This window comes from Kitasatospora sp. SolWspMP-SS2h, assembly GCF_003259315.1.
GTDB classification, from domain to species: Bacteria; Actinomycetota; Actinomycetes; order Streptomycetales; family Streptomycetaceae; genus Kitasatospora; species Kitasatospora fiedleri.
The window spans coordinates 127,269-146,488 of sequence record NZ_QLLT01000017.1 but is presented as its reverse complement, the minus strand read 5'-3'; the positions used below and the strand labels follow the sequence as shown (position 1 = coordinate 146,488).

The following is a 19,220-nucleotide window of genomic DNA, read 5'->3' as shown; positions in this document are numbered from 1 at the left end:
CAGACAGCCGACTGCCATGATGCATCGCCCGCCGTCGGCCGGACCCCTCCCGGCCGCCGGGTGCTCCCTGCTCCCCGGACGGCTCCGCCGCGAGCGTCCGCCCGAAGAAGGACGACCATGCTGATCAGGAAGCCGGTGATCGCCTCCCTCCTCGCGGGAGCGCTCGCTCTCGTCGGCTCGGTACTGGCCGTGGACACCGGGTTCTCCGGCACCACGACCGCCGCCGCCGCCGCGGCCGTGCCCCGCCCGGACCACGTCGTGATCGTGCTGTTCGAGAACAAGGACTACTCGACGATCATCGGCAGCGCCGGCGCGCCGTACCTCAACTCCCTGGCCGCGCAGGGCGCGAGCTTCACCCAGTCCTACGGGGTCACCCACCCCAGCCAGCCGAACTACCTCGCCCTGTTCTCCGGCTCCCAGCAGGGCGTCACCGACGACTCCTGCCCGAAGAACTTCACCGGGACGGCCAACCTGGGCAGCCAACTGCTCTCCGCCGGGTACACGTTCAAGGGCTACTCGGAGGCGCTCCCCTCCACCGGCTACACCGGCTGCTCCAGCGGCACCTACCAGCGCAAGCACGCGCCGTGGGCCGACTTCGACAACGTGCCCGCCGCCAGCAGCGTCCCGTTCGGCACCTTCCCGACCGACTACGGCAAGCTGCCCACCGTCTCCTTCGTGATCCCCGACATGTGCGACGACATGCACGACTGCGCCGTCGGCACCGGGGACACCTGGCTGAAGAACAACCTCGACGGCTACGCGCAGTGGGCCAAGACCCACAACAGCCTGCTGATCGCCACCTTCGACGAGGACAACTTCAGCTCGGTCAACCAGATCGCCACCGTCATGGTCGGCGAGAAGGTCCGGCCCGGCAGCTACGCCGAACAGATCAACCACTACAGCGTGCTGCGGACGCTGGAGGACGCCTACGGGCTCGCCCCGCTGGGCTCCGCCGCCGGCGCGACCCCGATCACCGACGTGTGGACCACCTCGCCGCCGCCCACCGCCACGCCCTCCCCCACCGGCCCGGCCTCGCCCAGCCCCTCGCCCACCCCGGTCCCGGGCCTGGTCAACGGCGGCTTCGAGTACGGCACGTTCACCGGCTGGACCCGCACCGGCACCACCGCGATCGCCGCCGCCCCGCACTCCGGCGCCTACGCCGCCGCGGTGGGCTCCACCTCGCCCACCAACGGCGACTCCGTCCTCACCCAGACCTTCACCGCGCCGCCCGGCGTCACCAAGCTCACCCTCTGGTGGAAGGGCGACTGCAAGGACACCGTGGCGTACGCCTGGGCGACCGTCGTCGTCAAGCACAACACCAGCGGCAGCACCAGCACCCCGCTGCCCAGGACCTGCACGGCGAACGGCTCCTGGCAGCAGGTCACCGACAAGCTCACCCCCGGCCACTCGTACACCGTGCAGCTGGTCAACCACGACGACAACCACCCGGGCGACCCCGGCATCACCTGGTTCGACGACCTCACGCTCAGCTGATGTACCTCACCGACACCCGCCCCGGGGCCTCCCTCAAGGGGGCCCCGGCCCGCCGCGTGCTGACCGGGAACGTCCTGGCGCTCGGCCTGGTCAGCCTGGTCACCGACGTCTCCTCCGAGATGGTCACCGCCGTCCTGCCCGCCTACCTGGTCCTCGGCCTGCACCTCGGCGTCGCCCAGTACGGCGCCTTCGACGGCCTCTACACCGGTGCCACCGCGCTCACCCGCCTCGCCGGCGGCTATCTCGCCGACCGGCTCCGCCGGCGCAAACTCGTCGCCGCCGTCGGCTACGGCCTGTCCGCGCTCGCCAAGGTCGGGCTGCTGCTGACCCCCGCCGCGCCCGCGGCCGTCGGCGCCGTGCTGGCCGCCGACCGCACCGGCAAGGGCCTGCGCACCGCCCCGCGCGACGCGCTCATCACCCTCTCCGCACCCCGCGAACAGCTCGGCCGGGCCTTCGGCGCGCACCGCGCCCTCGACAGCCTCGGCGCGTTCGCCGGGCCGATCGTGGCCCTCGGCGTGCTCGCGCTGGCCGGCGGGGCGGGACGCTCCTGGGACGCCGTCTTCGTCACCAGCCTGTGCTTCGCCCTGCTCGGCGTGCTGCTGCTCGCCCTGTTCGTCCGCGACCGCGGGCAGCCGCTGCCGCCCGGCGCCGCCTCCCCGCGCGCCGCCCTCGCCCTGCTGAAGGCCGGGCCGCTGCGGGCCGTCTGCGCGGGCGCCGCGCTGCTCGGCCTGGCCACCGTCGGCGACGGCTTCGTCTACCTGCTGCTCCAGCACCGCGACGACCTGCCGCTGACCGCCTTCCCGCTGCTGGCCGTCGGCACCGCCGGCGCCTACCTGGTGCTCGCCCCGCCACTGGGCCGGCTCGCCGACCGGATCGGCCGCCGCCCGGTCGCCCTCGGCGGCTACGGCGCGCTGCTCGCCGTCTACCTGCTGCTGGCCACCGGGCGCGGCCCGCTCTGGGCCGTCCTGCTGCTCTACGGCGCCTTCTACGCCGCCACCGACGGCGTCCTGATGGCGCTGGCCGGCCCGCTCACCGCCCCCGAGCTGCGCACCACCGGCCTGGCCCTCGTCCAGACCTGCCAGGCCCTGGCCTACCTGGTCTCCTCCCTGCTGTTCGGCCTGGCCTGGCAGCACCTGGGCAGCACCACCGCCTGCCTGGCCGCCGCCGCGGCCGCCGCCGCGGCCACGGCCGCCGCCACTCCCCTGCTCGGAGGAACCACCCGATGAAGTGGCGCGTCCTGACCGCCCTCGCCGCCACCGTGCTGCTCGCCGCCGTCGCCGTCGGCTACACCGTGCTGCGCGCCCACCCGGCCCCGGCCGGGGACCGCCGCGCGGTGACCCTCGACGGACCCGGCCTGCTGCTGCGCGACACCACCAGCGGCACCCTCGCCCTCCAGCACCCCGACGGCACCCGCTCCGGCACCGACCTGCACTGCGCCCGGGTGTACGCCGCGTCCGGCACCGGCGTGTGCCTGCGGGAGAGCCCCGGCTCCTACCAACTCACCGTCCTGGACCAGAACCTGGACCAACTGCGCAGCATCCCGCTGAACGGCACCCCCAGCCGGGCCCGGGTCTCGCCCTCGGGCCGGATGGTCGCCTGGACGGTCTTCGTCGCGGGCGACTCCTACAACGGCGGACGCTTCTCCACCCGCTCCGGCATCCTCGACACCCGCACCGGCACCCTGGTCGGCACCCTGGAGAGCTTCACCGGGGAGGGCCGCCCGATGCCCGCCGACGCCAACGTCTGGGGCGTCACCTTCACCACCGACGACAACACCTTCTACGCCACCCTGTCCGCCGGCGGCCACCGCTCGCTGGTCCGCGGCGACTTCGCCCGGCGCGACCTCCAGGTCCTCAAGGACGATGTCGAGTGCCCGTCCCTCTCCCCGGACGGCACCCGGATCGCCTACAAGAAGATGCTCCCCGACCAGACCTGGCGGCTGACCGTCCTGCTCCTCGCCGACGGCACCGAGACCCCGCTCGCCGAGACCCGCAGCGTCGACGACCAGGCCGCCTGGCTCGACGACACCACCGTGGCCTACGGCCTCCCGCACGACCACGGCACCGGCGCCGACACCTGGACCGTCCCCGCCGACGGCGGCGGCACCCCCCGACTGCTCGCCCGGGACGCCGAGTCCCCCGCCCCACTGCGCTGACGCCGACCTGCACACGCCCCGACGGCCGGGCCGGGGGAACGGACCGGAAGCGTCGGCGGCGGGCGGCGGGCGGCGCGGTCAGGAGGGGCAGGGGTGGCCGTCGGCGCGGTGGCCCGTCCAGACCACGACGTCGCACACCCGCAGCGCGCTCACCGCCGCCGGCAGGTCGGCGGCGGCGTGCAGCTCCGCCAGCCGGTGCGCCAGCGCGCCGCCGTCCGCGCGCAGGGCGGCGTGCAGCGGCGACCAGAACCGGTCGGGCCGGCCCAGCGCGCAGCGCACCACCCGGTCGTAGACCGGCAGCAGCCGGGGGCGCTTGCGGGCCAGCAGCTTCCCGGCGAGGACCCAGCCGACGCCGGGCCGGGAGACCAGCAGGTGCCAGGCCCGGGCGGCGGGCGAGTCGTCGGCGACGTGCCCGGGGTCGGCGTCGGCCAGGTCGAGACCGACCGGCACGGCGCGCAGCAGGGCGTGCAGGTCCTCCCCCAGCGGGCCTTCCAGCAGGTCCAGGGCGACGCGGGCGGGCACGGTCACCGACAGGGTCTGCACGGCGATCAGGTCGTCCGCGGTGAACCGGTCGGCGCTGCCCGGGCGCTCCCCGCCACCGGCCAACCGCTCGAACCGGCCGCCGGTGTACGGCGCGGCACCGGGCGGCAGCCCGATCCCGTAGTAGCGGCGCAGGTCGGCCACGGCACCGCCACGGGCGAGCAGGGCGTGCAACCGCGCGGCCAGCGGCGGGCCCTGCGGCCCGGTCGGGACGGTCGGGACGGTCGGGGCGGTCGGGGCGGTCGGGGCGGTCGGGGCGGTCGGGGCGGTCAAGGGTGCGCGGTCTCCGTTCCGATCTGACGTTCGGTCAACTCCCGGTTTCGGTACGCCTGTCCGGTGGAGGCGCGCCAGGCGGCGGTGACGGCGAGGGCGGTGTCGTTGGCCTCGGGGGTGCCGATGGTGAGGCGGACGCCCTCGCCGGGGAAGGCTTTGACGGTGACTCCGGCGGCGGTGCAGGCGGTCGCGAACGCGGTGGTGCGGTCGTCGAGCCGGAGCCAGACGAAGTTGGCGTGCGAGTCGGGCGGGGACCAGCCCTGGGCGCGCAGCCGGGCCTGGACCCGGGTGCGTTCGGCGACCAGGGCGTCGACCCGCTGGTGCAGGTGGGGGCCGGCGGCGAGGGATTCGACGGCGGCGTCCTGGGCGATCCGGCTGACGCCGAACGGGAGGGCGACGGCCCGGGCCGCGGCGGCGACGGCCTCGTGGGCGACGGCGTAGCCGACCCGGAGTCCGGCCAGGCCGTACGCCTTGGAGAAGGTACGGAGCACGGCCAGGTTCGGGCGGGTGCGGTGGAGGTCGACGCCGTCGGGGGTGCCGTCGGGGGCGAACTCGCGGTAGGCCTCGTCCAGCACGACCAGGGTGCCGGCGGGGACGGCGTCGAGGAACGTCACCAGGTCGGCGGGCGGGACGGCGGTGCCGGTCGGGTTGTTCGGGTTGCAGAGCAGGACGACCCTGGTGCGCGGGGTGACGGCGGCGGCCATCGCGGCGAGGTCGTGGACCTCGCCCGCGGCCAGCGGGACGGCGACCGGGGTGGCCCCGGCGAGCGCGGTCGCCTCCGGGTACGCCTCGAACGAGCGCCAGGCGTACAGGACTTCGTCACCGGGCCCGGCGGCGGAGCGGACCAGTTGGAACAGCACGCCGACCGAGCCGGGGCCGATCACCAGGTGCGCGGGCGGGACGCGCAGGTGCGCGGCGAGGGCGGCGGTCAGGCGGGCGGCGGTCGGGTCCGGGTAGTGGTTGAGGGTCCGCAGGGCGGCGGTGGCCCGTTCCAGGACGCCGGGCAGCGGCGGGTAGGGGTTCTCGTTCGCGTGCAGCCGGTGCTCGGTGTCCGGCCGGTGCTCGGCGGGCGCGGGCGGGGCGGCGGGGGTGTCGGTCATGTCGGCTCCGTGGCGGCTCAGCCGCCGGTGAGGCCGGTCGCCAGGGTGGCGGCGGCGAGGACGAGGAAGACGCCGGCGACGATGTACCGCTCCGCGCGGAGGAAGCCGCGGCTCTGCCGGGCGCGTTGGCGCAGGAGTGAACTGAGCAGCGCCCAGCCGGCGTTGGTGCAGACGCCGACCAGGACGAAGACCAGGCCGAAGACCAGGGTCTGGGACCAGACCGCCCCGTGCCCGCTGTGGATGAAGGACGGGAGGAAGGCGAGGAAGAACAGGGTGCTCTTCGGGTTGAGCGCGTTGACGACCAGGCCGTCGGAGAAGATCCGCGGCGAGCGGGCGGGCGCCTCGGCGGGCCGCTCCTCGGACGGGTCCGGGTCGGGCGTGCGCAGGCGCTTGACGCCGAGCCAGACCAGGTAGCCGGCGCCCGCGTACTTGACCACGTCGAAGGCCGTCTCGGAGGAGGCCACCAGGGCGGACAGGCCGACCACGGCGGCGACCACCTGGACGAGGTCCCCGCAGGCCAGGCCCAGGGTGGACAGCAGGCCGGCCCGGCGCCCCTGGTCGAGCGTGCGGCCGGTGACGTACAGCACCGACGGCCCGGGGATCAGCAGGAGCACCAGGGAGGCCGTGAAGAACCACCAGAGGCTGGACAGGTCAGGCATGCGGTCCGGTTCCTTTCGTCCGCGTTCTCGTCAGGCGGAACGGGTGGGCGTCGTCCGGCGGGCCCGGTCCTGCGTCAAGGTCCAGCGGTGCGCCGGCGCGCAGGGCTCGGAAGCCGCGACGGTCGCACAATATCCTTTGTCCAGTGGGAGGTTGCTCAGTTTCCACCGACCGACGGTGATCGCCGTCGGGTCCTGTGCGCCGGTGCTGAGCCGGCGCGGGACGGGCACGTCGGCGGCCTTGGCGTACGCCTCCCGCCAGGTCCAGCGGGTGAAGAAGGCGTGCCGTCCGGCGGCCGGCGGCAGCGCGGCGATCAGCCGGGCGTCGGCCGGGTCGAGGAAGCGGGCGGCCATCGCCCGGTGGTCGAGGTCGGTGCGGACCAGCTCCAGGTCGACGCCGACGGTGCCGGTGCGGGTGACGGCGATCAGCGCGAGGCCGCCGGAGTGCGAGAGGTTGAAGTCGAGCCCCGCCGTGTCGGGAGCCGTGTCGGGGGCCGGGGCGAGGCGGGGTCGGCCGCGGGCAGTGCGGTGCAGCCGGAGGTCGGCGGGGGCCCGTCCGGTGTAGCGGGCCAGGACGGTGCGCAGCGCGCCGTGCGCGGCGACGTGGCGGGCGCGTTCGAGCGGCAGCCGGCAGTCGGCGGCCCGGGCCCGCTCCCCGGCGTCGAGCAGGTCCGCGTACCGGCGCGCGGCGGGCGCGGGCAGGTCGAGGCGGGCCCGCCAGACGTGCACCTCGCCGGGGGCGAGGACGGGCGCGGCGGGACCGGGCGGCCAGTGCCCGGGCGGCCGGTGGTCGGGCGGCCGGTGGTCGGGGCGGGGCGCGGTCACGGGGTGAGCGCTCCGGCGCCGCGGTCGGCCGGGCGGCGCAGCAGCCGGGAGAGTTCGGCCAGCACCTCCGCCTGGGCGGTGTGCAGGAAGAAGTGCCCGCCGTCGAACATCCGCAGGGTGAAGGCCCCGGTGCTCTGCCGGGCCCAGGCGGCCAGGCCCGCGGGGTCGACGTCCGGGTCGGCCCGGCCGCCGAAGGCGGTGATCGGGACGGGCAGCGGCTCCTGCGGGCGGTGGGTGTAGGAGTCGTTGAGCTGGAAGTCGGCCCGCAGCCCGGGCAGGACCAGGCGCATCACCCGGGCGTCGGCGAGCAGGGCGTCGGGGGTGCCGCCGAGTTCGCGCAGCCGGGCCAGGAACTGCTCCTCCGGCAGGTGGTGGATCAGCGGCCGGTTGTGGGCGAGCTGCGGGGCGCGGCGGCCGGAGACCACCAGGTGCGCGGGGGCGGGCGCGCCGAGGGCGCGCAGCCGGCGGGTGAGGGCGAACGCGATCAGCGCGCCCATGCTGTGCCCGAACAGGGCGAACGGGGGCCGGCAGTGCTCGGCCAGCGCCTCGGTGAGGTCGGGCAGCAGGTCCTCGACGTCGGTGTGGGCCCGCTGGAAGATCCGCGACTCGCGGCCGGGCAGCCGGACGGCGCACACCTCGACGTCGTCCGGCAGGCCGCGCGGCCAGTCGGCGAACGCCGAGCTGCCGCCCCCGGCGTAGGCGAAGCAGACCAGCCGGAGCCGGGCGCCGGGGTGGGGCGCGGTCCTGACCACCCACGGCCCGCCGGACGCGCTCACTGCGGGCCCTCCCCTGACGCGTCCTCCCCGGACGGCGGCTCGGCGGACGGCGGTTGGAGGGACGGCGGTTGGAGGGACGGCGCCTGCACGGTCAGGTACTGCGGGTCGCCGGGGACGTCGGTCAGGTCGGCCTCGAACAGCGCCGGCCCGTCGTCGTCGGTGAGCTGCCGGAACCCGGTGAACTTGTAGGTGATCAGCATCATCCGGTTGCGCCCGTTGGGCAGGTACTCGGCCAGCAGCCGGACGCCCGCCGCCCGGGCGCGGCGGCGCAGCAGGTTGATGATCACGCCGCCGACGCCCCGGGACATCACCCGGCAGGACATCAGCAGCAGCTTGACCGTCCAGGCGCCCGGGTCCCCGGCCAGCAGCACCAGGCCGATGGTGCCGTACGGGCCGTGCCGGTCCTCCAGCCGGGCGACCAGCAGTTCGTGGGTGTCGGAGCGGCGGAAGGCGTCGAGCTCCTCGTACGAGTAGGTGTAGCCGGTGGTGTTGAGCTGGTGGGTGCGGACGGTCAGCTCCTCGGCGCGGCGCAGGTCCTCCTCCTGGGCGGGCAGGACGGTGAGCGTCATGCCGAGGGTGGCGAGGAAGGCCTCCTGGGGGCCGGTGAACTCCTGCTCGACCCGGGTGCGCTCCTGGTCGGCGCGGTACATCTCGCGGCGGCGGGCGGAGTCCTCGGTGACGAACCGGGGCGAGAACTCCGGCCGGTCGGCGAGGCCGGCCGCGTCCGCCGCGTCGACGCACAGCAGTTCGGGGAGTTCGAAGGCGACCTCGCCGCGCTCGAAGGCGTCGTCGTCGACGAAGGCGAAGGCCTCCAGGCCGAGGTTGAGCGAGGCGGCGATGGAGCGGATCGACGAGGACTTCGCGTTCCAGTTGATCTGCGGGTAGAGGAAGTAGTCGAGCAGGCCGTGCCGGCGCAGCGCGGCGGTGGCGGCGTCGTGGTCGTTGCGGCTGGCGACGGAGTGCAGGATGCCGCGGCGGTCGAGCTCGACGATGACCTCGCGCAGTCCGGGGCGGAGCGGCGCCTCGCCGTCCTCCAGCAGGATGCCGTCCCAGAGGGTGTGGTCGAGGTCCCAGACCACGCACTTGACGGTCTTGGCGGGCCGCTCGCCGGCGGTGCCTTCCTGCGGGTCGGCGGTGCCCTGGGTGGTCATGCCGTCACCCTTTCGGTGGGAGTGGGGCCGGAGGTGGCAGTGGGGCCGGAGGTGGCAGTGGAGGTCGCGGTGGGGGCGGTGCGCGGGCGGGAGTGGTAGGCGGACTCGGCGATGGTGGTCTGCTGGAGTTCGGTACTGCCCTCGATGATCTCCATCACCTTGGCGTCCCGCAGGTAGCGCTGCACCGGGTGGGCGTCGCCGCAGCCGTGCGCACCGTGCACCTGGACGGCGTCGGAGGCGGACCGGAACGCGGTGCGGGAGGCGTGGTACTTGGCGAGCCAGGTGGCGTGCAGGCTGTCGGTGGAGCGGTCCTGGCGCAGCCAGCCGGCCTGCTGGCAGAGCAGCCGGGAGGCGGCGGCGCCGGTGGCCATGTCGGCGAGCATCCGCTGCACCAGCTGGTGGTCGCGGAGCCGGACGCCGAAGGTCTCGCGCCGGTCGGCGTAGTCCAGGGAGGCGTCCAGGCACGCCTGGGTGAGGCCGACGCAGCCCCAGGCGACGCTGTAGCGGCCGAGTTCGAGGGCGCTGGCGGCGACGGCGCTCAGCCCGAAGCCGGGGCGGCCGAGCAGCGCGCCGTCCGGCACCCGGCAGTCCGCCAGGCTGAGTTCGGCGAGCATCGAGGCCCTGGTGCCGAGCACGCCGGTGACCGGCCGGACGGTCAGCCCGGGGGCGTCGCGGGGCACCAGGAAGGCCGCCTCCCGGCCGTCCAGCCGGGCGAACAGCAGGTACACGTCGGCGCGGGCGCCGAAGGTGGTCCAGCGCTTCTCGCCGGTCAGCAGGTAGCCGTCGGCGGTGCGCCGGGCGGCCGTCCGCAGGCCCTTGACGTCGCTGCCGGCGCCCGGCTCGGTGAGCGCGAACGCGCCGATCGCCTCGCCGGTGGCGAACTTCGGCAGCCAGTGCGCGCGCTGGTCCCGGCTGCCCCAGCGGGCGACCGCGTACGAGGCCATGCCGTGCACGGTGACCAGGCTGCGGACGGACGAGCAGCCGCGGCCGAGTTCCTCGTTGAGCAGCCCGAAGGTGATCGGGTCGAGTCCGGTGCCGCCGTAGTCGGCCGGGACGGCGGCGCCCAGCAGGCCGCGGGCCGCGAAGTCCTTCAGGAACTCCTCGGGGAGCCGCTCGGCGCGGTCCCAGTCGTCCGCGCGGGGGGCCACGGCCTCCCGGACGAAGGACTCGTACTCCTCCCGCGCCGCGGCCTGGCCCGGGGTCAGTTGCACTCGGATGGCCATCTGTCCCTCTCCTGCCTCCTCTCCGGTCCGGCGGGTCAGGCGCGCGGCGCGGTGGCGCCCACGGCGGCCCGCTTGCGGGTGACGAGCGCGTCGAGGGCTTCCACCGTGCGGAAGTTGGCCAGTTCCAGGTCCTCGTCCTCCACGGTGATGCCGAACTCGCCCTCGACGAACAGCACCAGCTGCATGACGAAGAGCGAGTTCACGAACCCGGAGGCGAAGATGTCCTCGTCGTCGGCGAGCCGGTGCTCGCCGAAGAACTGGGCGAGGAAGGCGAGGATCTGCGGCTTGTGGTTGGCCGTCGTCATGGTGTGCGGTTCCTTCTTCTCGGGTCGGGCTTCTCGGGTCGGACTTCCCGGTTCGGGCTTCTCGGTTCGGGCCGGTGGCGGCCAGGGGCGCGGGCCGGTGCGGTGGGGGCTCAGCGCAGCGCGGTGGCGTAGCTGTAGAAGCCCTGGCCGCTCTTGCGGCCGAGCAGTCCGGCGTCGACCATCCGCACCAGCAGCGGGCACGGCCGGTACTTGCTGTCGCTGAACGCGGCGTACAGGCCCTCGACGGACTGCAGGATGGTGTCCAGGCCGATCAGGTCGGCGGTCTCCAGCGGGCCCATGGTGTGGCCGAAGCAGGTCCTGAAGATCCGGTCGACCTCCTCGGCGGCGGCCACCCCCTCGTGGACCAGGTAGACGGCCTCGTTCACGGTGAGCATCAGGACCCGGTTGCTGACGAAGCCCGGCGAGTCCTCCACCAGGATTCCCTCCTTGCCCAGTTGGGCGAGCAGGGTGCGGGCGGCGTCCAGCGTCGCGGCGGAGGTGTGGTGGCCGCGGATCACCTCCACCGTGGGCTTGAGCGGCACCGGGTTCATGAAGTGCATGCCCAGGACGTGGGCCGGGCGGGAGGTGGCCGCGCCGATCCGGGTGATCGGGATGACCGAGGTGTTGGCGGCGAACACGGTGCGCTCCGGGCAGATCGCGTCCAGCCGCCGGTAGACGCCCTTCTTCAGGTCCCAGTCCTCGGTGACGTTCTCGATCACGAAGTCGGCGTCGTCGAAGCCCTCGTAGTCGGTGCTGGAGGTGATCCGCCCCAGGACGGTCCGCTGGTCCTCCCGCGGGCCCCGGTCGCCCAGCAGCCCGGCGAAGCGCAGGCCCTGACGGACCGTCCGCTCGGCGGCGGCCAGGATCTCCGGCGTCCGGTCGACCAGCAGGACCCGGTGGCCGGTCTGGGCGAGCGCCTGCGCCAGGCCGGTGCCCATGACGCCGGCGCCGACCACGCCGACCGTGTGGATGTCAGACATGTGCTGTGCTCCGCTTCTGTGTGCCGTCGGTCGTCGGGGTGCCGGTCGTCGGGGGGTGGGCCGGGGTGCCGGTCGTCGGGATGCCGGTGCCGGTGCCGGTGCCGAGGCGGCGGCGGAGGGCGGCGGCCTGCTCCGCCACCGTGAGCGCCTCGAACAGGGTGTTCAGCGGCAGGTCGACGCCGAACCGGCGGCGGATCCGGGCCGCCAGTTGCAGGCCGAGCAGCGAGTGGCCGCCGAGCTCGAAGAACTCGTCGTGCACGCCGACCCGCTCCAGGCCGAGCAGGTCCGCCCACAGTTCGGCGAGCCCGGTCTCGGTGTCGTCCCGGGGCTCGGCGTACGCGGTGAGCAGGCCGGGGCGCGGGTGGAGCGCGCCGTCCGGCCGCCCGGTGTCCGGGGCGTCCTGCGGCCCGGGGGCGCCGATCCGGTGGGCGCGGATGTCGGCGAACACCGCGTCCAGGTCCTTGGCGACCACCGCGACCTGCGGGCCGAGGCCGGCGGTGAGCAGCCGCAGCAGCGCCTCGACGCCCTCGGCGGGCCGGATGCCGTGGTCCAGGTGGTCGCGGAGCGGTCCGGCGTCGCCGGGGCGGGCGGCCGGGGCGGCGGCGGGCGGGAAGCGGTAGGCGGCGGTCTCCCGGGAGGTGCCGTCGCGCAGCGCGCCGAGCCGGGTCTCCAGGTCGGCGACCCGCTTGAGGACGAAGTCCTCGACCCGGACGGTCTCCAGGCCGGTCCCGTCGAGCAGCGTGAAGTCGGCGGTGAAGGTCTCCTTGCCGCGGCGGTCCGCCTCGTGGAAGCGGTGGTGGCTGTAGATCCGGCGCGGCAGCGGGGCGAGCAGGGTGAGGCGGCCGTAGCGGAGCGGGATGCGGAACTCCTCGGCGAGGTTCATGCCGTGGAAGCCCGCGCCCAGGTCGAGCAGCGAGGGGTGCAGCGCGATCCGGTCCAGGTCGGCGGCGAACCGCGCGGGCAGTTCGAGTTCGGCGAGCGCCTCCTTCTCGCCCAGGTGCACCCGGCGCAGGCAGTGCGAGCGCGGGCCGAAGCCCATCGGCCCGGTGTGGGTGAGGGCGCCGAGGTCGCGCATGCCGGCCCGGGCGACCAGCTCGGCCGGGTCGTACCGGCGGGGCGGGGCGGTGTCGTCGCCGACCGGGCCGACGGCGCCGGTCACGTGCACCTGCCAGCCGTCGCCGTCGTCCGGCCCCGCACCGTCCGATCCCGCGCCGCCCGGCCCGGCCGCGCCGTCCGCCGGCCCGCCGCCGGGCGCGCCCTCGCGGCTGACCACGGCGAACCGCGCCGGGGTGTGCCGCTTGTCGAGCACCACCCGCAGGTCGCGCTGCCGGTCCTCGCCGACCACCACCGGGGAGAGGAAGGTGACGTCCTCCAGCACCGCCCGGGGGTCGCCGCTCTGGTGCTCGTGGGCGGCCCGGACGAGTTCGAGGTGGCCGGTGCCGGGGACGACGGCGTTGCCGGCCATCCGGTGCTCGTCGATCAGCCAGGACCCGGCCACGCTGAGCGCCGCCGCGTACACCGCGACGGTGTCGTCGTCGCGCAGGCAGGCGTCCAGCAGCGGGTGGTCGACGGGGCCGGTCCGGGCGGCCGGGGCGGCGGCGTCCCGGTGGCCGCCCGGGCCGAGGGTGCGGAAGGCCATGCCGACCTCCTGCCAGCCGTCCCAGTCGACCGAGACGGTGCGCGGGCCGCCGGTGGCGTCGCCGTACTGCGCCAGGGCGTCCAGGAAGGCGTTGGCGGCGACGTAGTCGACCTGTCCGACGCCGCCGGTCAGCGCCAGGCTGGAGGAGCAGTGCACGGTGAAGTCGGGTGCCAGCCGGCGGGCGAGCGCGTCGACCGCCAGGCCGCCGCGCACCTTGGGGTCGAGCACCCGGTCGGCGGCCTCGGCGGTCTTGAGCTGGGCGAGGCCGGCGGCGGGCACCCCGGCGGCGTGCACGATGCCGTGGACGGCGCCGAACCGCTCCACCGCCCGGTCGGCGACCCGCTGGAGGGCGGCGGCGTCGGCCACGTCGGCGGCGGCGGTCATCACCTGCGCGCCGAGCCCCTCGAGTTCCAGCACGGCCCGGACCCGCTCGGCCGCCGCGCCGTCCGCCCGGCCGTCGGCGAGCAGCGCCGCCCACTGCGCGCGGGGCGGCAGCGGGGTGCGGCCGACCAGGACCAGCCGGGCCGCGACGGCGGTGGCGAGGTGCCGGGCGAGGGTGAGTCCGATGCCGCCGAAGCCGCCGGTGATCAGGTAGACGCCGTGCTCGCGCAGCGGGGTGCGGCCGTCCGCGGCGGCCTCCACCCGGACCGGCCGGTGGGTGCGCTCCCAGCGGTGGCGGCCGCGCAGCGCGGTGAGCGGGCGGGTGGTCGGGTCGAGCAGTTCCGCGTACAGCAGGTCGGTGTCGGCGGCGCTCCAGCGGCGGCCGGGCGGCAGCGAGACGTCGACGGCGCGGCAGGTGGTGCCGGGCTGTTCCAGCGGCAGGACGAGGACGGGCCCGGTGACGGTGGCCTTCTCCGGGGCGAGGGGTTCGGTGCCGAGGACGGCGTGGGCGTCGCTGGAGACGACGGTGAGGTGCGGCGGGGTGCCGGGGGCGGCGGCGGTGAGGGCCTGGTCGAGCCGGAGCAGGCTGTGGAAGCCGCGTTGCAGGGTCTCGTCGACGGGGCGGCGCGGGCCGACGGTCCACAGGTGGACCGTCCGGTCGGGCGGGCCGCCGTCGGCGGTGAGCCGGTCGACCAGGCGGCGGTGGTCGGCGGCGCTGGCGGGGTCGATCCGGTAGGCGTCGTCGCCGAGTTCGCCCCAGCCGCGGCCGGCCCGGACGGTGCTGACCCGGTGGCCGTCGCGGCGCAGGCGGGCGGCGAGCGCGTCGCCGACGCCCGCCTCGTCGGTGAACAGCAGCCAGGAGGACGGCCCGCCGGGCGCGGCCTGCGGGCGGGCGGGCAGCGACTCCCAGACGGGGGTGTGGAACCAGTCCGCCAGGTCGGCCCGGCGGGCGAGCCCGGGCCGGGGGGCGGTCCGGCGGGGGGCCGGGTCGATCCAGTGCCGGCTCTCCTCGAACGGGTAGGGCGGGAGGGAGACCCGGGCGGCGCCGGCGCCGCCGCCGAGGGCGGACCAGTCGAGGTCGACGCCGGCCGCCCACAGGGCGCCGGCGGTGTTCAGCAGGAACCGCTCCTCGCCCTGCCGGTCGAACCGGCCGGGCATCGAGGCGAGGGCGACGCCGGGGGCGGCGCCGGCCGGGCGCAGCTGGAGGGCCAGGCTGGTCAGCGACTGGCCGGGGCCGGTCTCCAGCAGCACCCGGCCGGGCCGCTCCCACAGCCGGCGGACGCCGTCGGCGAACCGGACCGGGCGGCGCAGGTGCCGCACCCAGTAGCCGGGGTCGGTGACCAGGTCGGCGTCGGCCCAGTCGCCGGTGACGTTGGAGACGTACGGGACGGTCGGCGGGTGCAGGGCGACCCCGGCGGCGAGGTCGGCGAACTCCTCGGTGATCGGGTCCATCAGGTGCGAGTGGAAGGCGTGCGTGGTCTGCAGCCGCCGGGCGGCGACGCCGTCGGCGGCCAGCCGGGCCTCCAGGGCGGCGACCGCCTCGTCGGTGCCGGCGACCACGCACAGCTCGGGCCCGTTGACGGCGGCCGGCGACAGGTCGTCGCCGAGCAGGCCGAGGACGGCGCGTTCGGGCAGCGGCACGGCCAGCATGGCGCCGGCGGGCAGGCCGTCGATCAGCCGGGCCCGGTGGGCGACCAGCTTGAGGGCGTCGTCCAGCGACAGCACCCCGGCCAGGTGCGCGGCGGTGTACTCGCCGATGCTGTAGCCGATCAGCGCGGCCAGGCGGACGCCCCAGGACTCCCAGAGCCGGGCCAGCGCGTACTCGACGGCGAAGGTGGCGGGCTGCGCGTAGCGGGTGCGGTCGAGTTCGGTGCGGTCGGCGGCGGCGGGGCCGCGCAGCATCCGGCGCAGGTCGGGCCCGGCGGCGGCGGTGTCGGCGGCGCCGGCGGGGTGGAGCAGTTCGCGCAGGTCGAGGCCGAGGTGGGGGCGGAAGCCTTCGGCGCAGCGGTCGAGGGCGGCCCGGTAGACCGGTTCGGCCTCGTACAGTTCGCGCCCCATGCCGGGGCGCTGCTCGCCGAGGCCGGGCAGCACCAGGGCGACCTCGCGGGGGGTGCCGTCGTGGTGGCCGGTGCGGACGGTGCCGGGGGTGCGCTCGCGCAGCGCGCGGGCGGCCCGGGCGGTGTCCTCGGCGACCAGGAAGCGGCGGTGGCCGAAGTGGCGGCGGCCGGTCTGCAGGGTGCGGGCGGTGCCGGCCAGGTCGGGCGGGGCGGCGCCGTCGAGGCGGTCGGCGAGGCGGTCGGTGGCGGCCTCCAGCGCGGTGGCGGTGCGGGCGGCGAGCGGCAGCAGGACGCGGCGGCGGCCGGGGGCGCGGCGGGCGGCGGGCGCGGGCGCCTCCTCCAGGACGACGTGGGCGTTGGTGCCGCCCATGCCGAAGGAGCTGACGCCGGCCCGGCGCGGTCCGCGGTCGGCGGGCCAGTCGGTGAGGCGGGTGTTGACCCGGAACGGCACGGCGGCGAAGTCGACGGCCGGGTTGGGGACGTCGAAGTGCAGGCTGGGCGGGATCTGCCGGTGCTGGAGCGCCAGCACGGTCTTGATCAGCCCGGCGACGCCGGAGGCGGCGTGGGTGTGGCCGATGTTGCCCTTGACGGCGCCGATCGCACAGCTGCCGGGCGGCAGGCCGCCGAAGGCCCGGCCGAGCGCCTCGATCTCGATCGGGTCGCCGAGCGAGGTGCCGCTGCCGTGGGTCTCGACGTAGCCGATGGTGGCGGGGTCGACCTCGGCGGCCTCCAGGGCGGCACGGATCACCCGGGCCTGGCCGGCCACGCCGGGGGCGGTGAAGCCGATCCGCTCGGCGCCGTCGTTGCCGACCGCGGAGCCCTTGATGACGGCCCGGACCGGGTCGCCGTCGGCCAGCGCGTCCTCCAGCCGTTTGAGCACGACCACGCCGACGCCGTTGGCGGCGACGGTGCCCTGGGCGGCGGCGTCGAACGGGCGGCAGTGGCCGTCGGCGGAGAAGATCCCGCCGGGCTGGAACAGGTAGCCCTGGTGCTGGTGGGCGCGGACGGTGGCGCCGCCGGCCAGCGCGGTGTCGCAGGCGCCGCTGAGCAGGGCCTGGCAGGCCAGGTGGACGGCGACCAGGGAGGTGGAGCAGGCGGACTGGACGGTGAGGGCGGGGCCGGACAGGTCGAGCTTGTAGGCGATCCGGGTCGCCAGGAAGTCCCGCTCGTTGGCGAGGTTGCGGGCGAAGACCTCGCCGGGGTCGTCGGGGTCGATCAGGCCGTCGACGTGGTCGACGTAGCTGTTGTAGTAGGTGCCGGCGTAGACGCCGACCTGGCCGGGCACGGCGCGCGGGTCGTGGCCGGAGTCCTCCAGGGCCTCCCAGGCGCAGCGGAGCAGGACCCGGTGCTGGGGGTCCGTCAGGTCGGCCTCCTTCGGGCTCATCCCGAAGAAGTCCGCGTCGAAGCGGTCGGCACCGGCCAGCACGCCCTGGGCGGCGACGTAGTCGGGGTCGGTGCGCAGCGCCTCGGGGACGCCCCGGGCGGCGAGTTCCCCGGGGGTGAAGAAGGTGATCGACTCGGTGCCGGTGCGCAGGTTCTCCCAGTACTGCTCGGGGCCGTCCGCGCCGGGGAAGCGGCAGGCCAGCCCGATGACGGCGATCTCCAGGCCGGTGGTGTCGTCGGCGTGCTCCATCAGCTGTTCTCCTTCGGTGCGCCGGTGCGCCGCCGGTCGAGCTGCCGGCGCAGCCGGTCGCGGCCGCGGTCGAGGCGTTCCCGGGTCCCGGGGTCGGGGTCCGCGGGCACCGCGGACCCGGCGGACCCGGCGGGCTCGGCGGGCGGGTCGGCGAGGTGCCGGGCGAGGGTGTCGACGGTGGGGCACATGGTCAGCGCCAGCAGCGGGACGTCCCGGCCGAGCCGCTCGCCCAGGGCGGCGGCGACGCGCTTGAGCAGCAGCGAGTTGCCGCCGAGGTCGAAGAAGTTGTCGTCGGCGCCGAAGTCCGCGGTGCCGAGCACCTCGGCCCAGACGGCGGCGACCTGCCGGGCCAGCGGGTCGCCGGGGGCGGCCCGGCGGGCGGGGGCGGCGGCCCCGGCGGCGGCGAGGAGTTCGGCGAGCCGCAGCCGCTGGACCTTGCCGGTGGGGCTGCGCGGGACGTCCTCGACCAGGTGGACCCGGCTGGGGACCTTGAAGTCGGCGAGCCGCTCCCGGGCGTACGCGCGGACGTCCCGCTCGACCACGACGGCGCCGGGGCGCGGGACGACGGCCACCGCGACGTCCTCGCCGAGCGTCGGGTGCGGCACGCCGAAGGCGACGGCGAGCTTGACCGCCGGGTGGCCGGCCAGCACCTCGTCGATCTCGGCCGGGGCGACCTTGGAGCCGCCCCGGTTGATGATCTCCTTGCTGCGGCCGACGACGTACAGGTAGCCGTCCTCGTCCAGCCGCCCCTCGTCGCCGGTGCGCAGCCGACCCCCGGTGAAGGCGAGGGCGTTGGCCTCGGGGTTGGCCTCGTAGCCGGCGGTGACGTTGGCCCCGCGGATGGCGATCTCGCCGGACTCGCCGACCGGCACCGGGCGGCCGGCCTTGTCCAGGACGGCCACCGCCTCGCCGACCGGCAGGCCGACCGAGCGGGGCTTGCGCGTCCCGGGCGGCAGCGGGTTGGCGGTGACCAGGGAGCCGGCCTCGGTCATGCCGTACGCCTCGATCACCGGGGCGCGGAAGACCTCCTCCAGCGCGGTGAGGACGGCGCCGGGCAGCGGCGCGGAGGCCGAGCGGACGAACCGGAGCCGGGTCGCGGCGAGGACCTCGCGGTGCCGGTCGGCGACGGACAGCAGGGCCTGGTGCATGGCGGGCACGGCGGTGTACCAGGTCGGGCGGAACTCCCCCAGCCAGCGGTAGAAGCCGGTGTCGCTGAAGCCGGGGGCGCAGACGATGCCCGCGCCGCGCACCAGGGTGGCGAGCAGGGTGCTGGTCAGGCCGTGGGCGTGGAACAGCGGCATCGGGTTGAGGCAGAGGTCGTGCGCGTCGAGGGCGAAGGCGGCACCGGTGTTGCGGGCGGCGACGTGCAGGTTGGCGTGGGTGAGCGGGACGAGCTTGGGGCGGTCGGTGGTCCCGGAGGTGTGCAGGATCAGCGCGGTGTCGTGCGGGCCGCCGGGGCCGCCGTCCGCGGCCGGGACGGCGGTGGCCGGGCCGGCGCTGCGCAGCTCGAACTCACCGGCGGGGCTGCCGGGCCGGGAGGTGAGTTCGATGATCCGCAGGCCGCGCTCGCGGGCCACCTCGACGGCGGGCGAGTCGTCGCCCGCCTCGACCAGCAGGGCGTCGGCCCGCATGTCCGCGAGGTAGAACGCGAACTCCTGCCGCCGGTACGCCGGGTTGAGCGGGGCGCTCTGCGCGTACGCGGCGGTGCCGAGGAACGCGACGGCCAGGTCGGGGCCGTTGGGCAGCACCAGGGCGACCCGGTGCGGACGGCCCAGGCCGAGGCCGTTCAGGGTCCGCCCGACCTCCTCGACCCGGCGGGCGAGCGCCCGGTAGCTGAGCGGGGCCCGGTCGGGGGCGAGGAGGGCGACGGCCTCCGGCCGGTCGGCGGCCCGGTCGGCGATCAGTCGGCTGAGGCCGGTGGGCGGGGCGTCCTCGGTCACGGTCTTCCTTCTCCCATGTCGGCGATCGGGTGGTCGGGGGGTCAGAGCCCGGCGCGGCAGTGGCCGGTGACCGGCGCGGCGACGGGCCGGGG

Annotated in this window: 13 protein-coding genes and 1 pseudogene; 3 read left to right on the top strand and 11 right to left on the bottom strand. The window is 76.0% G+C overall.

Annotated elements, in window-relative coordinates:
- The first annotated feature begins 117 nt into the window (after positions 1–117).
- Genes K353_RS37250 through K353_RS22050 form a run of 3 tightly spaced genes read left to right on the top strand, consistent with a single transcriptional unit; the run spans position 118 to position 3,649 of the window.
- Positions 118–1,494: an alkaline phosphatase family protein gene (locus K353_RS37250; RefSeq protein ID WP_111555274.1), complete on the top strand. Its 1,377-nt coding sequence runs from the start codon at positions 118–120 to the stop codon at positions 1,492–1,494.
- Entirely contained in the window at positions 1,494–2,720 is a 1,227-nt protein-coding gene (locus K353_RS22055; protein WP_111555273.1) for an MFS transporter, read from the top strand. The genes K353_RS37250 and K353_RS22055 overlap by 1 nt, the downstream gene beginning before the upstream one ends.
- Positions 2,717–3,649: a PD40 domain-containing protein gene (locus K353_RS22050; protein WP_111555272.1), complete on the top strand. Its 933-nt coding sequence runs from the start codon at positions 2,717–2,719 to the stop codon at positions 3,647–3,649. Before K353_RS22055 ends, K353_RS22050 begins: the two co-directional genes overlap by 4 nt.
- Positions 3,650–3,727: 78 nt before the next feature.
- Here the strand turns inward: K353_RS22050 and K353_RS22045 are convergent, their stop codons facing one another.
- The 11 genes and pseudogenes from K353_RS22045 to K353_RS21990 all read right to left on the bottom strand — a co-directional run bounded on the left by K353_RS22045 (position 3,728) and on the right by K353_RS21990 (position 19,128).
- Positions 3,728–4,462, bottom strand: coding sequence for a DUF6308 family protein (locus K353_RS22045; protein ID WP_233533738.1), 735 nt, complete (start codon positions 4,460–4,462; stop codon positions 3,728–3,730).
- Positions 4,463–4,530: 68 nt separating this feature from the next.
- A pseudogene (locus K353_RS22035) lies at positions 4,531–5,562 on the bottom strand (histidinol-phosphate transaminase); the annotation flags it as partial.
- Between the two features lie 17 nt (positions 5,563–5,579).
- Positions 5,580–6,221, bottom strand: coding sequence for a LysE family translocator (locus tag K353_RS22030; RefSeq protein WP_111555270.1), 642 nt, complete (start codon positions 6,219–6,221; stop codon positions 5,580–5,582).
- 30 nt (positions 6,222–6,251) lie between these two features.
- Positions 6,252–7,043, bottom strand: a complete 792-nt coding sequence (locus K353_RS22025) for a 4'-phosphopantetheinyl transferase superfamily protein (RefSeq protein WP_111555269.1) — start codon at positions 7,041–7,043, stop codon at positions 6,252–6,254.
- Positions 7,040–7,819 (bottom strand): thioesterase II family protein, encoded by a 780-nt coding sequence (locus K353_RS22020; RefSeq protein ID WP_111555268.1) that lies wholly within the window; start codon positions 7,817–7,819, stop codon positions 7,040–7,042. Before K353_RS22020 ends, K353_RS22025 begins: the two co-directional genes overlap by 4 nt.
- Complete coding sequence (locus K353_RS22015; RefSeq protein ID WP_111555267.1) at positions 7,816–8,970, bottom strand: HAD family hydrolase; 1,155 nt, start codon at positions 8,968–8,970, stop codon at positions 7,816–7,818. Before K353_RS22015 ends, K353_RS22020 begins: the two co-directional genes overlap by 4 nt.
- Positions 8,967–10,193, bottom strand: coding sequence for an acyl-CoA dehydrogenase family protein (locus K353_RS22010; RefSeq protein ID WP_111555266.1), 1,227 nt, complete (start codon positions 10,191–10,193; stop codon positions 8,967–8,969). The genes K353_RS22015 and K353_RS22010 overlap by 4 nt, the downstream gene beginning before the upstream one ends.
- A gap of 35 nt (positions 10,194–10,228) precedes the next feature.
- Positions 10,229–10,498 (bottom strand): acyl carrier protein, encoded by a 270-nt coding sequence (locus K353_RS22005; protein WP_111555265.1) that lies wholly within the window; start codon positions 10,496–10,498, stop codon positions 10,229–10,231.
- A 110-nt stretch (positions 10,499–10,608) separates the two neighbouring features.
- Positions 10,609–11,478, bottom strand: coding sequence for a 3-hydroxyacyl-CoA dehydrogenase family protein (locus tag K353_RS22000; protein ID WP_111555264.1), 870 nt, complete (start codon positions 11,476–11,478; stop codon positions 10,609–10,611).
- Positions 11,471–17,188, bottom strand: coding sequence for a type I polyketide synthase (locus tag K353_RS21995; protein ID WP_111555263.1), 5,718 nt, complete (start codon positions 17,186–17,188; stop codon positions 11,471–11,473). The genes K353_RS22000 and K353_RS21995 overlap by 8 nt, the downstream gene beginning before the upstream one ends.
- The gene (locus tag K353_RS21990) at positions 17,188–19,128 is read right to left on the bottom strand and encodes a non-ribosomal peptide synthetase (RefSeq protein ID WP_158585460.1); all 1,941 of its coding nucleotides are present in this window, start codon (positions 19,126–19,128) and stop codon (positions 17,188–17,190) included. The genes K353_RS21995 and K353_RS21990 overlap by 1 nt, the downstream gene beginning before the upstream one ends.
- Positions 19,129–19,220 lie beyond the last annotated feature (92 nt).